14 protein-coding genes and 1 tRNA gene are annotated in these 15948 nt (G+C 63.8%); 4 read left to right on the top strand and 11 right to left on the bottom strand.

The genetic code is table 11. The annotated features are described in order from the left end of the window. Positions 1-1170 (bottom strand): D-alanyl-D-alanine carboxypeptidase family protein, encoded by a 1170-nt coding sequence (locus FJ967_RS14515; protein WP_140732506.1) that lies wholly within the window; start codon positions 1168-1170, stop codon positions 1-3. A 215-nt stretch (positions 1171-1385) separates the two neighbouring features. On the opposite strand from FJ967_RS14515, the gene FJ967_RS14510 reads away from it, so the two are divergent. Beyond that, positions 1386-2549: a M20 aminoacylase family protein gene (locus FJ967_RS14510; protein ID WP_140732505.1), complete on the top strand. Its 1164-nt coding sequence runs from the start codon at positions 1386-1388 to the stop codon at positions 2547-2549. Positions 2550-2634: 85 nt separating this feature from the next. Then, positions 2635-2711: transfer RNA gene (locus tag FJ967_RS14505), tRNA-Arg, on the top strand. Here the strand turns inward: FJ967_RS14505 and FJ967_RS33970 are convergent. After that, on the bottom strand, positions 2706-2840 hold the full coding sequence (locus FJ967_RS33970) for a hypothetical protein (protein WP_281405680.1): 135 nt from the start codon (positions 2838-2840) through the stop codon (positions 2706-2708). The genes FJ967_RS14505 and FJ967_RS33970 overlap by 6 nt on opposite strands. 542 nt (positions 2841-3382) lie before the next feature. Between FJ967_RS33970 and FJ967_RS14500 the strand changes: the two genes are divergently transcribed. Beyond that, positions 3383-4687 carry a hypothetical protein gene (locus FJ967_RS14500; RefSeq protein ID WP_210243577.1) on the top strand — a complete coding sequence of 435 codons (1305 nt, stop codon included), beginning with the start codon at positions 3383-3385 and terminating at the stop codon, positions 4685-4687. A 29-nt stretch (positions 4688-4716) separates the two neighbouring features. Then, positions 4717-7002 carry a di-heme-cytochrome C peroxidase gene (locus tag FJ967_RS14495; RefSeq protein WP_140732503.1) on the top strand — a complete coding sequence of 762 codons (2286 nt, stop codon included), beginning with the start codon at positions 4717-4719 and terminating at the stop codon, positions 7000-7002. A gap of 54 nt (positions 7003-7056) precedes the next feature. Here the strand turns inward: FJ967_RS14495 and FJ967_RS14490 are convergent, their stop codons facing one another. The 9 genes from FJ967_RS14490 to FJ967_RS14450 form a co-directional block, all read right to left on the bottom strand. Further along, positions 7057-7944 (bottom strand): MBL fold metallo-hydrolase, encoded by an 888-nt coding sequence (locus tag FJ967_RS14490; RefSeq protein WP_140732502.1) that lies wholly within the window; start codon positions 7942-7944, stop codon positions 7057-7059. Positions 7945-8023: 79 nt separating this feature from the next. Next, complete coding sequence (locus FJ967_RS14485; RefSeq protein ID WP_140732501.1) at positions 8024-8626, bottom strand: DUF3387 domain-containing protein; 603 nt, start codon at positions 8624-8626, stop codon at positions 8024-8026. Positions 8627-8725: 99 nt separating this feature from the next. Beyond that, positions 8726-9079, bottom strand: a complete 354-nt coding sequence (locus FJ967_RS14480) for a cupin domain-containing protein (protein WP_140732500.1) — start codon at positions 9077-9079, stop codon at positions 8726-8728. Between the two features lie 125 nt (positions 9080-9204). Then, complete coding sequence (locus FJ967_RS14475; RefSeq protein ID WP_140732499.1) at positions 9205-10098, bottom strand: sugar phosphate isomerase/epimerase; 894 nt, start codon at positions 10096-10098, stop codon at positions 9205-9207. A gap of 70 nt (positions 10099-10168) precedes the next feature. Further along, complete coding sequence (locus tag FJ967_RS14470; protein ID WP_140732498.1) at positions 10169-11107, bottom strand: ABC transporter substrate-binding protein; 939 nt, start codon at positions 11105-11107, stop codon at positions 10169-10171. Between the two features lie 80 nt (positions 11108-11187). Further along, on the bottom strand, positions 11188-12186 hold the full coding sequence (locus tag FJ967_RS14465) for a ribose ABC transporter permease (protein ID WP_140732497.1): 999 nt from the start codon (positions 12184-12186) through the stop codon (positions 11188-11190). Further along, positions 12183-13727, bottom strand: coding sequence for a sugar ABC transporter ATP-binding protein (locus FJ967_RS14460; protein WP_140732496.1), 1545 nt, complete (start codon positions 13725-13727; stop codon positions 12183-12185). The genes FJ967_RS14465 and FJ967_RS14460 overlap by 4 nt, the downstream gene beginning before the upstream one ends. After that, positions 13724-15103: a carbohydrate kinase gene (locus FJ967_RS14455; protein ID WP_140732495.1), complete on the bottom strand. Its 1380-nt coding sequence runs from the start codon at positions 15101-15103 to the stop codon at positions 13724-13726. The genes FJ967_RS14460 and FJ967_RS14455 overlap by 4 nt, the downstream gene beginning before the upstream one ends. Beyond that, complete coding sequence (locus FJ967_RS14450; RefSeq protein WP_140732494.1) at positions 15100-15882, bottom strand: DeoR/GlpR family DNA-binding transcription regulator; 783 nt, start codon at positions 15880-15882, stop codon at positions 15100-15102. The genes FJ967_RS14455 and FJ967_RS14450 overlap by 4 nt, the downstream gene beginning before the upstream one ends. Positions 15883-15948: the final 66 nt, after the last annotated feature.

The raw sequence follows: 15948 nt of genomic DNA, 5'->3' as shown, positions 1-15948 counted from the left end.
TCAGTTCACGGCCTTGGCCGGCTGGTCGCCCTGCGCGGCGTTGCCAACGGCTTTCGGGCCGGTGCCGGCCGGCACCGGCTTGTCGGGCCGCCAGCTCGGGATCGGCACATCGGCATATTCCTGCCCGCCCTGGTCGAGGATCGCCTTTGGCGCTGGGCCGGTGGCGCCGCCCAGGCCGACGGCAACCAGCGTCGGCACATGGTCGAGCTTCTCCTGGTAGGGCGATTTCGGCGCGTCCTTGGCGGCGGCCGCGGGCGGTGCCTCCGACTGCTCCTCCGGCGTCTTCTTCTTGCAGACCTCGTCATGCATGTCGTTGGGCGAGACCAGATCGCCATAGGGCGCCAGCGTGGTGATGGTCGCCGGGCTGGCGGCCGCGGGCGCGTCAAAGCCCTCATCGAGCAGTTTCGCCGCAGCCTCGGCACGGCTGACCGCCGACTTCTCGCCAAGCACGACCGCCACCAGCGTACGCCCGTTGCGTGTTGCCGAACCGATCATATTGAAGCCGGAGGGGCAGACAAAACCGGTCTTCATGCCGTCGGCGCCGGGATAGCGGCCGATCAGGAGGTTGTAGTTCGGGATGGCTTTCTTGCCGACAGCAAGCCCTTCGATCGAGAACCACGGCGCATATTGCGGAAACTCGCGGCGGATCGCCATCACCAGGATCGAAAGGTCGCGCGCCGTCGTGTACTGGTCGGGCGAGAAAAGCCCGTTCGGATTGACGAAATGGGTACCGTTCATGCCGAGTCGGGCCGCTTCGGCGTTCATCCTTTCGGCGAAGGCGGCCTGCGAGCCGCCGACATTCTCGCCGACCGCCATGGCGATGTCGTTGGCCGACTTGACCAGCATCATCTTCAGCGCATTGTCGAGCCGCATCACCGAGCCTGGCTTGAAGCCCATCTTGCTTGGCGGTTCGCCGGCGGAGTGCTTGGTCACCTTGATCGGCGAATCGAGCTGGACTTCCCCGGCCGCGATCGCCCGGAAGGTCACATAGGCGGTCATCAGCTTGCTCAGAGAAGCCGGATACCAGCGCTTGAACGCATCCTGATGCTGCAGGATCTGGCCGCTCTTCAGGTCGAAGACCACCACCGGATTGGCCAGCGCCGACCCGGCCAGGACCGACAGCATGATTGCGCCAGCCGAGAATAATTTGAGGAAATGCCTGTGCCGCATGATCGAATCCGAAATCGCCTCTTGCCGTGATTGCCCCTGGCTCCGTAAGATTTCGTTACGTGACCGCCAGCATAAGGATCCGACCCTCAAAAACCGGACCGCATTATTGCGGTGCTATTTACCCTATGTGACGCCAACATGGCAAAGCGCCCGACAATCACAATTCCAAAACATCGGGCTGAAGCCGGCTGCACCAACAACGAAATGGACCCATCATGCCAATCCTGAACCGCGCCGCCGAAATGCAGGACGAAGTCGCCGGCTGGCGACGGCATCTGCACCAGACGCCAGAGCTGAACTTCGACGTCTTCAAGACGGCGGCCTTCGTCACCGAGAAACTGAAGGAGTTCGGCTGCGACGATGTGGTGACCGGCCTCGGCAAGACGGGCGTCGTCGGCATCATCCGCGGCCGTCAGGGCGAAGGTCCCACGATCGGTCTGCGCGCCGACATGGATGCGCTGCCCCTCAAGGAGATCACCGGCAAGCCCTACGCGTCGACCGTACCGGGCAAAATGCATGCCTGCGGCCATGACGGCCACACGGCGATGCTGCTGGGTGCTGCGAAATATCTCGCCGAGACACGTAATTTCGCCGGCTCCGTGGCGGTGATCTTCCAGCCGGCGGAAGAAGGCGGCGGCGGCGGCAACGAGATGGTCAAGGACGGCATGATGGAGCGCTTCGACATTTCGAAAGTGTTCGGCATGCACAACATGCCGGGCCTGCCGGTCGGCCAGTTCGCCATCCGCCCGGGCCCGATCATGGCCGCGACGGCCGAGTTCACCATCACCGTGAAAGGCCGGGGCGGCCATGCGGCCATGCCGCATGGCACGATCGACCCGATCGTCATCACCAGCCAGCTGGTCGGCGCGCTACAGACGATCGCCTCGCGCAGCACCGATCCGGTCGAGGCCGTGGTCGTATCGGTGACCAAGTTCCACGCCGGTGACGCCTACAACATCATTCCCGAATCGGCCGAGATCGCCGGCACCGTGCGCACGCTGAAGAAGGACGTGGCCAAGAAGTCGGAAGAGCGCATCCGCGCCATCTGCGCGGGACTGGCCACCGCCTATGGCGCGACGATCGAAGTCGACTATGACGCAAACTATCCGGTGACGTTCAACCATGCGGACGAGACGGTGTTCGCCAGCGATGTCGCCGCCGACGTGGCCGGCGATGCCCAGGTGCATCGCGCCATCCAGCCGGTGATGGGCGGCGAGGACTTCTCCTACATGCTGGAAGCCCGCCCCGGCGCGTTCATCTTCATCGGCAATGGCGAGACCGCCGGCCTCCACAACCCTGCCTATGACTTCAACGACGAAGCCATCCCGCACGGCATGAGCTATTGGGTGAAGCTGGCCGAGACGGCGCTCGCCGCCTGACATCTCCAACCGGCACAGCCGGCCGAATTGCGTTCGGCCGGCCTCTTGGCGAAACGGTCCGAAGCGGCTATGTGTCGGGCCGCGTGGTCCCGTAGCTCAGTAGGATAGAGCGGCAGATTCCTAATCTGTAGGTCACAGGTTCGATTCCTGTCGGGATCACCATGCTTTTTCAATATCTTGAGCCGGCGTCGAGCTCTGGCGAGCGCTGCCGACGAGCCAGGGCGGTTCGAGAGCAAAGGTCTTCTCGGACTGGATGACCAGCCCGGTGGCCGCGAAGGCATAAGGCTGCAAGCGTCCCCTGCCGGCGCCCTCGGCCTCGCCCCGGCACGGACGTCTATTCGAGAATGACGTTGCCGCCCGGTATCAATGGCGGAACGCCTTGTCGCGCCGGTGCGCTCGGCTGCGCCAGGCTTGCAGCCGCCCCCATCCAGCATCGCGTCCGAGCGACGAAACTTGGCCGGAGGCCGAAGTGGCGGCGAAACCCACACTTCCTGTCATCATTCGAAGTGAAGCAAGGGTCGCGATTGCCAAAAAAGAAAACTCTACTGTTTTGTCAAACAAAGTGCGCGGTAATTGACATCAGTCACGCATCGCAGCTATGAATATAATTCAATAGCTTTAATCGTTAATTGCCAGACGACACGTCGATTCTTGACGGCCCTCTGTTGAAAGGGAGCGTCACGGAGGGTTGATCGACGCTCGAAAATTCAATCCAGACAACGCTTTGGGCAACGGAGCAGCAAACGCTTTCATCATAGCTTCGTCATAACAAGGGGGGGAATATGTGGGGGTATTTAACAGCCTGTCGAAGAACAGTCCTGTCGGCCGGTGCGATGGCATTTACTGCGATACTGAGCTTCACCTCGCCGGCAGAGGTCGCCGACGCGCCGGGGGCGCTCCATCCCCTCGACGTGTCGATCCTGTTCCCGGCACCGAAAGACGCGGCTGATCTGGCGAATTTCATTTCCGTCGCGGATCTGACCGATGCCACCGGCGCCCCATTGGTACCCGACCCGCTCTTCCAGCAGTTTCTTGGCATCGCGGCCAGCGATGCCAGCAAGGTCGACGTCCCGGGCGGAGCATCGGCACAGATCGGCCTCCCGGATGGCGTCGCCGACATCAAGAACTGGTTCGTCGCCGGCATCCGTGTCGATGTCGGCGCGCCGGGCCTGTCGAAAAACGTCATGGCGGCGTTCGGTCAGATCCCGCAGATCCGCCTGATCCTGCAGCCGGTGACAGTACAGGGCGGCAAGATCAAGATCCACGACCGCGCCGCTCATATGATCTTCAGTTTTATCGGAGGATTAGCGAAAACACAGGAAACCTGCGCAGTTCAGATGCTGCCCAAGGTCGATCCGGACCTGCCGCATTTTCGATCGGCACTGGCCGACTTCGTGTCCATGCGCGACGATCTGGCCAAAGGCAGCTTTGGCACCACGCCGATCTCCACGCAGGGGCCCCTTGATGTGCATCCCGCGCTAGCCGACGCCAAGGCGAGAAAGCCGTTCCGCGATCGTCTCGTGGCAATCCTGGGGAAGAACCTTTCGGCAAGACAACTCGGCTCGATGGCAGCCATGGGATTGCCGAAATCCGCCCCCGAGCCGTGGATTTTCGTCGCCATGCAAATCCAGTCCAACCCAAAGATAGCCAATTTCGGGCATCTGATCGCGGTTCCGAGTCCGGCTCTTGATGGCAAAGCAACAGCCGAATTGGTTCGTTTCTTCGGAGACAAGGTGGTCCCCGCCCCCGTCTCCGACAATTTGAACGACACCATGACAACCTGCTTTCGGCTGCCAAACGATCGCAAGGGCGTTTCCACGGCGAAGCTGCTCAAAGCGCCGGCGACCGAGCAGGACACTATAGACCTGACCGGTATCATCGCCGACCCGACGAAAAGCCATTTCTTCAACACCGATTGTGTCAGTTGCCACACCGAGACCCGGTTGCTGAGGAGCAAGTCTCCGGCCACCAGGATCGAAGGCGTGGCCGAAGCGGTGCTGCCCAACGACCAGTGGAACGTGCGCAACTTCGGTTGGGGGCTTGAGCCCGGCGGCCCGAGACCGACGATCACCCGGCGCACGGCGACCGAAACCGACGAGGTGGTGAAGGCCGCGAACGAGTTGCTGCAAGCACAGTAATCGGCAAGCCAGGCGCTCGGGAGACGACGATGGAATTCCGGCCGGTATTGCGAAAATTCGGGCGAGGCGCCCTCAAGCTGGGGCTGATCGCCATCGTGGCCGTCGCGGTGGCGATTCTCATACTGAGCTATGCGCCGAACCGCGCCCGATCATTCCTTGCCTTCAGGGGCAAGATCGTGGAATTCGCGTCCGCGCTGCTCGCGCCGCCGCTTGTGGCCGAGCGACCGCAAAAGGGCTGCGCCTGGCTCGACCAGAACTGGTCGGCGGCGGACCGGGCCTGGTTCCACAACGCGTCACAGGGCACCGCGACGTTCCCGGTGTCCTACGGCTGGTTTCAGAAGCTCGAACGCCCGGAAATCAGTCCGTTCGACTTGTTCGTGCGCCGCGGCCTGATCAGCGACCCCGACTATCTGGGCCGGCTCGGCTTCATGGCGCCGCGCGATTGCGACCCAAAAGCAGGCAGCGACAAGCCGGAGGGTTATGGCGTGCTGCCGGTCGGCTTCGCGGTGCTCAAGGGCCGCATCGATCCGACAACAGGCGTGAAATTCGAGGACGGGCTGGGGCTGACCTGCGCGGCATGTCACACCGGCCATATCTTCTACAAGGGATTCGAACTGCGCATCGATGGCGCGCAGGCGATGATCGACCTGCAGAACCTCGAGCGGATCATCGGCCTGTCGGTATGCTACACGGCCAAGGCGCCCTGGCGCAAAGCGCGCTTTGCCGATGCCGTCCTCGATACCGACCCGGCGAAAGGCCGGCCGTCCTATCCGGCAAGGGAAGCAATCGCGACCGGGATAAAGGACATTTGCGACAACGAGGTCTTCGGCAAGGTGACCGCCGAAAGGAACATCCTTGCCCGCCAGCACATGGTCCATACCGAGGAAGGTTTCGGCCGCCTCGACGCGCTCAACCGCATCGGCAACCAGGTCTTCCACGACAACCTTGCCGACCCGTTGAAGCCGGAGGAGCCTGCCGTAAAGGAAAGAGAGGGCGGCCTCTCACAAGCCGCCATGGACGCCAATTTTGCCGCCCATACCGCACCGGTCAGCTTCCCGCCGATCTGGGACGTCCCCAACTTCTCCTGGGCGCAATACGATGCTTCGATCCTCAATCCCGACATCCGCAACATCGGCGAGGCCATGGGGGTCACCGCCAAGATCAATATGACCAATCCACAGCGTCCGCTGTTCGCATCGACGGTCCACGTCGCCGAGATCGCGAGGATCGAGAGCATGCTGCAGGGCCGCAGGCATCTGGATGGCATGCCAACCGGTTTCGACGGCCCCCCCGAGCCCCTGGCGGCACCACGATGGGAAGATGCGGCGAAAAAGCTGAAGGGAATGAAGGGTTGGGACGATCAGGACGACAAAGCTTGGACTATCGACGCCGGCAAGGTGGCCGAGGGCCGTAAACTATATCGCCAATTCTGCTTCGAATGCCATCGCGCGCCGCTGCGCGATCCCGGGATTTCGGCCGACGACCCGGACTCGTTCTGGCGGGAGAAAAACAGCGACCAGGCCGACAGCCAGTCCAACGACAACAACTGGGTTCGTATTGGCAAGGATACCAAGGAGTGGCTGTTCAATGTGGTGCAGAAGCCGGTCGCTCATATGGGCACCGATCCCGAACAGGCCCGCGTGCTCACCGAGCGACAGGTGAGCGTGCCGGACTATCTTGGCCTGGATCCGGCAGCCGACATTCTCCAGCGCTGCGGCTTGAAGCCCACCGCGGCTTTGAAAAAATCCTATGCCGTCAATCTGATGGCCGCGGTTGGCAGGACCGAGGCACAGTGGGCCAAAGACCCCAGGCGCGCCGACGGAAGCGCGATGTCGGCACAGGAAGTCGAGACTATCAGCAGCAGCAGGCCGAACTGTCCCAATCCGAAGGTCTTCAACCCCGTGCAGCCGGTTGGCGAGAAGGATACCGCAAGCATCACCTATCTTGCCACGCCCCGCTACCGCGCCCGGCCGCTCGACGGCGTCTGGGCGACGGCGCCCTATCTGCACAATGGCTCGGTTCCAACCCTGGATGACCTGCTCAGGCCACAGGCCGACCGGCCACAGGCCTTCTGTGTGGGCCCGCTCGAATTCGACCCGGAACGGGTCGGCCTGCCTGTTCCTGCCGCCACCAGATTGGCGGACGTCACATGCGAGGCTGGATTGACCCGGTTCGACGCGTCGCAACGCGGCAACTCCAATCTCGGTCATTCCTTCGAAGGTCTGCCGGAGAAGTCACCGCCAGCTGGTGTCCTTGGCCGCCAACTGCTGAACCGGGAACGCTCCGCGCTGATCGAGTATTTGAAAACGCTGTGAGGGACGGGCTGTCTATCCCTGAAAAGCCCGCAATCCCGCGATACTTGAGAGCGCCTACCGAGGCTTGTCGCTCGGCGCCCATTTGAAGTGGTCGCCGTCCTTCTCGATGTAGCCGATGCCCGGGAACGGAAAATGCGGCGCAAAGATCATCTCATGGTCCTTGGCCAGCGCGGCCAGGGTCCTGGCCCTGTTCTGCTCGCCTTCCGGCTTGTCGCCGTCGAAGGCCACGGCCCAGTCCGGCTTGGCGAGCGAGATGATCGAGCTGTGCACAGTGTCGCCAACATCGAACAGCCGTTCCTTTCCGGATTTGATCTGGTAGCCGACATGGCCGGGCGTGTGCCCCTTCAGCGCCACCGAGGTGATCCCGGGCGCGACCTGGGCGCCGGCCTTGAACGGTTTCACATGGTCGGCGATGATCTTGACGATCTCGGCTACGCCCTTGTTGGATTTGGCGAAGTCCCATTCAACATCCGACATGCGGATCGTGGCATTGGGGAATGCCAGTTTGCCGTCCTTGACCAGCCCGCCGATATGATCGGGGTGAGAATGGGTGATCAAGACTTCATTGACGTCACCGGGTTTGATGCCGGCCTTGGCCAGGCTGTCCTGCAACGCGCCGCCGACCCCGGTGTCGATCAGCACGACACCGTCCTTCGATTTCACCAACAAGGCATCGACGCTCAGCGTGATCGTGTCGGTCGGTGCCCCCGCTGCCTTGAGCAATTCGCTGACTTCGGCGGGGCTATGATCGAGGCCGAATGTCTTGCCATCGTTGGGTTTGACGAACTGGGCGTCGTGCAGGGCGACGATGTCGAGCTTGCCGAGCGTGAATGATTTGGCGTCCGGCTGCTGCGCCGGCATCTGCGCCATGGCCAGGCCTTGATGGAACAGCATCAGGGCCGTCATGGCCAACAGCCTTGTCGTGGAATGGGAGCTTGTCATATCGGCGTCCTCTGGCGGCGGGAGGCGCGACCGTATCGGAAGAGAGCTGGCGTGGCGGACAATTCCGGGGTCGTGCCGATCACGAATGCGCTAGGGGATATAGGTGCCGGTCAAATTCCGGCAACGGCAGGCTGTTGCCCATGTCCGCCTCCTGCGTCGACTCCATCGGCTGGCATAGCGCATAGGCCTTGTCCAAGGCCGCTTCGGCATCTCTGTGCGTTTGGCTTTTCATGATCGCCTCGGCCTTGCCGATAACGCAGTCGAAATAAGCGTCATCGTCATCCGCAAGGGTCGTCCGCGTCAGCGCCGCGGTGGCAAGTATGGCGACGGCAGCGAGGGTGAGCAGACGTGCCGGCAGCCGAGCCCCGGATTGGCGTGTATCGTGGTCCGCCTCTGTCCTTTCAGGGATTGCGGGCCGATAGACCTCCCTGACAATCAGCAAGAAGTAACCGGCCTGCAGCAAGACCGCGCTGGCGGCGGCCGATGCAAGGGCGGCCCATGGCGAACCCGTCCTGAAATAGGCCACGATTGCGACGGACGCCGAAATTGCGATCATCCCGACGAGAAACTGGCGAAAATGCATCGTTGCCAACCATTGGATCGGAACGGCCTTGTGGCCGCCTCGCCACAGCAGCAAATGCCGTGCCAGACGTGCTGACCCAATACGATGCATGCTGATCATCGAACGGCGGGCAACCGCGTCGAAACCAATGCCGCGAACAAAAGCCCGCCATGGCGGACCATGGCGGGCTTTTCATGCTTAGGCGGCAGTCAGGCCGGCTCAGCCGACCCGGACGACGAAATGCTTGGTCACCGGTTCGATGATCTTCCAGGTGCCCTTGAAGTCGGCTTCGACCACGAAGGCGTCGCCGGGACCCACTTCGACCGGGGTGCCGCCGTCGGGCGTGATGATGATGCGGCCGGCGATCATGTGCACGAACTCGTAGTCGGTATAGGTCGCGTGATAGGTGCCGGGCGACGCCCGCCATGTGCCCGACATCACCTTGCCGTCCTCGGTCGTGTGCTGGACGGCGGTCTGCATGGTCGGATGGCCTTCGACCACGATCCAGCCAGGCAGATCGCCGGCTTCCGCGTGCTCGACCGCGCCGAATTTGAGGATGGTCTTGTTCGTCATGCCGGGCTCCGTTGCTTCATCTGTGCAGAGGTCGGATAGCCGATGCACATGACGGGAGCAATGCCGGGCCATGCGAAACAGGCGCGGTCGCGCATCGGGATGTCCGTTTGCACCAAATTGGCCCGCTACGGCTTGTGCTGTGCCGAGACGAGTTCCGCCTTGCGCCGCGCCGTCTCCAGCCCGATGGCGATGAAGCCGCGCGCATGGCGCGCCAGTTCTTTGTTGTCGGTCCACAGATTGCGCCAGATCGCGGTCTTCTTCGACAGGTTCTCGTCCACGATCTCCGAGGAAAAGGATTCGAAGCTGAGGTCATCGGCATAGCCTATCGCGGTCAGCGCGTCGAAGATGGCGGCGAAGTCGATATTGCCCGTGCCGAGGAAGCCGCGATGGCTCTCGCCGATATGGACATAACCGATCTTGGCCGCGGCGTGGCGGATGGCGAGCCCGACATCTGCTTCCTCGATGTTCATGTGGAACGTGTCGAGGTGCAGGAAGATGTTGTCCGAACCGGTGTCCGCGATGAAGGCCAATCCCTGTGCGGCGGTGTTGAGCAGGTTACTTTCGAAGCGGTTGACGATTTCCAGATTGAGCGTGACGCCGGCCGCCTTCGCCGTCTCGGCGACCTTAGCCAATGTCCCGGCGCTGCGGTTCCACTGATCGCGCGTCGGCGCTTCGACTTGCAGGCCATGGCTGGTCGACAGAATGCCGGCAACCTTGCTGCCGCCAAGGTCGCGCGTCAGCGCGATGGTCTCGTTGAGGATCTCGACGCCGCGCGCGGCGACCGCCTTGTCGGCACTCGAAATGTCGCCGTCAGCAGGCAATCCGATGCTGATCGCCACGCCGAGGCCAAGGTCGGCGATACGCTTGGCAAGCCCGCCAATGTCGACATTGGCGGGGTCGAGATAGGAGAATTCGATCAGGTCGAAACCGGCCTCCCTGGTGTTGGCCAGCGTGCGTTCCAGCTCGCTCTGCGCCGAGCTTGCCGACCAGACGAAGGAATGGATTCCGATGCGCGACATGATCGTCTCCGGTTGAAGCAGGAAAGAAAGGCGCGGCCGGATCGAACCGGCCGCCCCCTCGGTGGATGGATCAGCGGGCCGCGGTCCAGCCCTTGTAGTCCTTGAGGTTGTCGGCCGTGATCAGCTTCGGGTCGAGCAGCACGGTGGCCTCCGCCGGCTTCTTGCCCGCGAGCAGCTCGGCCGCCATGGTCAGCGACTGGCCGGCCATCACATAGGGATCCTGCGAGGCCGAGGCCTTGATCATCGACTTGCCGGAGGCAAGTTCCTTCTCGATGTCGGGCGCGCCATCCACTGCGGTGAAGATGAACTCGGAGCGGTTGAGCTGCTTGGCGGCGAGCTCGGCGCCGATCGCCGTCGGGTCGTTGATAGCGAACACCGCGTCGATCTTGTCGAAACGGGTCAGCAGCGACTGGAACACTTTCAGGCCGCCATCGCGCGAACCCTCGGCGTTCTGGTCGTCGGAGAGGATCTTGATGTCGGGATGCTGGGCAAGCACGTTCTTGCAGCCCTTCACCCGTTCCAGGATCGACGAGGACGCTGGGCCGTTGAGGATGACGTAGTCACCCTTGCCGCCGGTGTGGTCGACCAGGTACTGGCAGGCTTCCTCGCCGGCCTTGACGTTGTTGGTCATCACCGTGACGTCAGCGCCCGGCGCCGAAACGTCGAAGGCCGCGACGATGATGCCGGCGGCCTGCGCCTTCTTCACCGCCGGCGCGATCGCCTTGGCGTCGACTGCGTTGAGCATGATCACGTCGACGCCGGCGGCGATGAAGGAATCGACCTGCGAGACCTGCTTGTTGAGGTCATAGTCGGCCGACACCGACGTCACCTCGACATTCGGATTGATCTTCTTGGCCGCGTCCTCGATGCCCTTGATGGTGGCGACGAAGAACGGGTTGCCGAGCAGGCCGACGGAAATGCCGACCTTGTTGAGGTCCTTGGCCGATGCCGGTGCGATGGCGACGGCCGCGAGGGCGGCGCCGCAGAGCAGTTTGGCGATGGTCTTCATTACGCTTACTTCCTCCTGATGCCCCGCGCCTCTCGCGTTGCGTTACACAAGCCGGTCTTTCATGCCGGCGACCAGGTCACTTACGTTCTCGCCCCTGCCTGGAGGCGGTAGCGGTCGAGGGCGACCGCCACGATGATGACCAATCCTTTGATGATGTACTGCCAGATGTCCGAAACGCCGGCCAAGATGAGGCCGTTGGAGAGCACCGCGATGATCAGTCCGCCGATCAGCGTGCCCCAGATCGAACCGACGCCGCCGACGAAACTGGTGCCGCCCAGGATGACGGCGGCGATGGCGTCGAGCTCGTAGCTTTGCCCGAGTTGCAGACCGTTGGCGGCATAAAGCCGGGCCGCCGACATGGCGCCGCCAAGGCCGGCAAGCAGGCCGGAAACGCCATAGACGAAGAGCAGCACAAGCGGCACCTTGATGCCGGTCAGTCGTGCTGCCTCAGCATTGCCGCCGACGGCGTAGATCCAGGTCCCGAGCACGCTGCGCTTGAGTACCAGCCAGGACAAAACCACCACGGTGAGCGCGATGATGACGAGCCAGGGAATGCCTAGCACCGAGCCGTTGCCGATGAAGTCGAACGGCAGGTCGGAGTTGAACACCGTGGTGTCCTGCCCGAGCAGGCGGGCAACGCCGCGCACCGCTGTCAGCGAACCCAGTGTGACGATGAAGGGCGGCAGCCTGATATAGGCGACGAGCAGCCCGTTGATCAGTCCAAAGCCCAGACCGACCAGGATCGCCGCCGGTACGCCGAGCAGGCCCCAGTCGGGCACCAGCGACACCAGCACCGCCACCATCGCCGAAGCGGCGAGGATGGAGCCGACCGACAGGTCGATGCCGCCGGTCAGGATGACAAAGGTCATGCCGGCGGCCAGCACGATGTTGATCGACGATTGCTGCGTCACGATCAGCAGATTGGTGCCGGTCAGAAAGCGCGGGTTGATGAACTGGAAGCCCGCCGCCAGCAGCACCAGCACCGGCAGCATGCCAAGCGCCGCAATCGCGGTACGCAGCCGCCGGCTCCTGGCCGCCGCCTGGTCCACGGCTGTCGTCCCTGTCGTCTTGTCGGTCATTTCTGGGCCGCTCCCGTCGCAAGTTCCATTATCGCTTCCTGGCGAAGCGGCTCGCCTTCGGATGCCGTCACCTCGCCGGCGATCGCGCCGTCGCGCATCACCAGCACGCGGTCGGCGACGCCGATCACCTCGGGCAATTCGCTCGATATCATCAGGATGGCGATGCCCTTGTTGGCGAGATTGTCGATCAGCCGGTAGATTTCCGACTTGGCGCCGACATCGACGCCGCGGGTCGGCTCGTCGAGGATGACGACCTTCGGCTCGGTTTCCAGCAGCCGCGCGAGCAGCACCTTCTGCTGGTTGCCGCCCGACAGGGAGCCGGCATTGGCCTGTGCCGAGCCGGTACGGATGGACAGGTCGGAAATGGCTTTCGCCGCGCGCCTGTCGGCGGCCGTGAAGTCGCGGAAGCCGCCGGTCCGCGCATCCCTGGCCAGCACGCCCATGCTGATATTGTCCGAGATCGACATGTCGAGGAACAGGCCGAGTTCCTTGCGGTCCTCGGTCAGATAGGCGATGCCGGCATCGAGCGCCTCGCGCGGCGAGCCGATGGTTACGGGCTTGCCGTCGAGTTCCATCGCACCGGCGCTGCGCTTGTCGGCGCCGAAGATCAATCTGGCAAGCTCGGTGCGGCCCGAGCCGACCAGGCCAGCCAGTGCCAGGACCTCGCCGTGATGGAGATCGAACGAACAGTTCTTCAACAGGCGCCCATCGGACATGCCGCGCACCGAGAGCGCGACAGCGCGTTTCTCGCCGGGCGGGCGATGATCCTTCTTGTAGAAGGCGGAGAGATCGCGGCCGACCATCATGGACACCAGGCGGGAGGCGTTGAGGTCGGCGCGCTCCAGCGTGCCGACATAGCCGCTGTCGCGCAGCACGCTGACGCGGTCGGCAAGCTGGTACACCTCTTCCATGCGGTGGCTGATGTAGATGATGGCGATGCCTTGCGCCTTCAGTGTCGCGATCACCTCGAACAGGCGATCGGTCTCGCGCGACGTCAGCGACGTCGTCGGCTCGTCCATGACGATGATGCGCGCATTGGTCGACAGCGCCCGTGCGATCTCGACCAGTTGGCGCTCGCCAAGCGACAGGCTGGAAACCAGGGCCCGCGCCGAGAAGGAGACACCGAGCCGGCCGACGATCTCGGCCGCCCGCCGGTTACACTGGTCGCGGTCGACGATGCCGAAGCGCCGCGGCTCGTTGCCGAGGAAGATGTTCTGCGCCACCGTCAGGTTGGGCGCCAGCGACAGTTCCTGGTAGATCACCGCGATGCCGGCGGCGCGCGCCTTGATTGGGTCACCGGTCGCGGCAGGCGCGCCGTCGATCAGGATTTCGCCGCCCGGATCCGGCCGATAGGCGCCCGACAGCACCTTCATCAGCGTCGACTTGCCGGCGCCGTTCTCGCCCATCAGCGCATGCAATTCGCCGGCATGGACAGTGAGCGAGACGTCCTGCAGGGCGCGGATGGCGCCGAAAGTCTTGGAGATGTGGCGCATCTCCAGCACCGGCCGGCGGTCCGTTTGCGCCTGGACTGCCGCGCTCATCGTGCACCACCTGCCGCCCTGGCGGCGGCATCGTGCCCGCCAAAGCGATCGCGCCATGCGTCTCGATAGGCGGCAACGCCGCTGAAGCGCGTCGCATGCACCGGCTCCGGCGGCTCGGCGGCGAAGTCGCGGCCCACGCTTTCGAAGGCGAGCGCCGCCGCACCCGTGGCGCTGCCTTCCAGCGACGCGCCTTGCAGGAACGCCTGGCCGGGACGCAATTGCGCCAGCAGTCCGGCGAGCAGGCCGCCGGTGTTCAGTCCGCCATCGACGATCACAGTATTGCCGGAATGGATGAGATCGAGACTGAGATCGATCATCAACCCCACATAAAGCAGGGCCACCGCCGCGCTTTGCCCGGCAACAGGCGTGCCGCCAACGACTTCGCCGCGATGGCCGGGCATCGGGCCGCCCGGCGCGAAGCTCGGCACGGCCATGAGGCCGGCATCGATCGCCTGCTGTATCGAGCCGTGCGGGATCGCGCCTTGCCAGCCGCCGCTGATGACGGCGAATTCGCGCCCGCCCATGAAGCGGATGGTCGGCACGGGGCCGCCGTCGACATCGACATTGACCAGCATGTCGCGCTCGCGGTCGAGCGCGTCGAGCGGGCAGTCGGGATTGAGCACGACGACCCAGGTGCCGGTCGACACGACCGTCAGTGGCCCAAGCCCTTGCCTGCGATAGGCATGCAGGGCCGCGTTGGAGTCGTGGACACCATTGTGGATCGTGACCGCCCGCTTGTTCTCGCCCAAAAGCCGCTCGCCGATGGCTTCGCCGGCGCGTGCGAAGGCCGGCATGCGCCCACGCCATCCCTCTGCGTCGACCAGCGAGGAAAAATCGCGTCGGCGCGGCGCCCACAAATGCGAATGACAGCCAAGGTAAGACACTTCGCTGACCGGTCTGCCGCCAAGGCGCCAGCTCCAATATTGCGGGTAGCCGAGGATCGACGTTGCGGCCGCGAACGCATCGGGATCGACCGCCTGCAGCCACAGCATGTGGCGGCCATAATTGAAGCCGAGCGGCAGGCGCGGCGAGAAAGTTTCGGCGAAGTCGGGAATGCGCCGGTCGATCCGCGCCGCGATTTCGGCCGGCGGCTCCTGTTCGTAGTCGAGAATCGGGTGCGTCAGCGCCTTGTCGTCGACAAGGGCGAAGGTGCAGCCATGGCCCGACACCATCACGCCTTCCACGCCATGGTCGTCGACCGCGTCGGTGACGGCACCGAGCGCCCAGCCATGAAGGGCGGCCTCATCGAGTACGCTGAAGCCGCCTTGGCGCGCCCAGTTCGGCTGCGTCCGGCGCTCGTCGACGATGCGTCCGTCCTGGCCGAAGACGAACAGCTTCGAATTGGTTTTGCCGAAATCGAGCACCGCCACTTTCACGGGGCCGCTCCCGAGGTGGAGGCGATCAGTACCATGACGCCGGCATCTTCCAGCATGCGGGCATCGGCTTCGGAGAGCCCGTCATCGGTCACCAGCGTGCCGACGCGCGACCAGGGCAGCGCCACGTTGCGCGCATGGATGGACAATTTGCGGCTGTCGGCCAGCACCACGATCTGGTCGGCGCAGAGGCTGAGGTCGACGATGGAACGCACCAGCAGCGGGTGCGATTCCAGCACCCCTTCATGGTTGAGGCCCTGCGCACCCAAAAAGAATTTCGAGGCATAGAAGGGCGTGGCCTGGGTTGGCGAATGAATGATGCCAGGCTCGCGATGCAGGTCGCCCCCGGCAACCGTCAGGCTGCAATGGCCATGGTCGCTGAGATAGGCCGCCAGCGGCATCGAATTGGTATAGAGCCGGATGTTGCGGTCGGCGAGCTTGACGCCGAGATGGAAGCAGGTCGAGCCGCCGTGGACGATGACCGCGTCGCCATCGCGCACCATCGTCGCGGCGACGGCCGCGATCTGCCGTTTGGCCTCGACGGCAAGGTCGCGGTTCTCGTCATAGGGCCGGGCAAAAGCGACGCCCGCCTGCGAGGCGCCGTCCAGCGCCGAAATACCGCCATAGACCTTGCGGGCATCACCGGCTTCGTCGATCCGGTCGATATCGCGCCTGACCGTGGCCGCCGAAACGCCGAGGCGCTCCTGCAGCTCGCGCACCGAGGCGAACGGACGGTCCCGCAGCAGTTCGACAATCTGGCGCTGGCGGCCGAAGTCGCTCAAATCTTTCCTCCCTGATGCCATTTTCCCATGGCAACTGGTGCAACTTAATCAACATTAGCTGGATTG

The organism is Mesorhizobium sp. B2-3-4, assembly GCF_006442315.1.
Lineage (GTDB): Bacteria > Pseudomonadota > Alphaproteobacteria > Rhizobiales > Rhizobiaceae > Mesorhizobium.
This window is presented reverse-complemented; position numbering and strand designations above follow the sequence as displayed.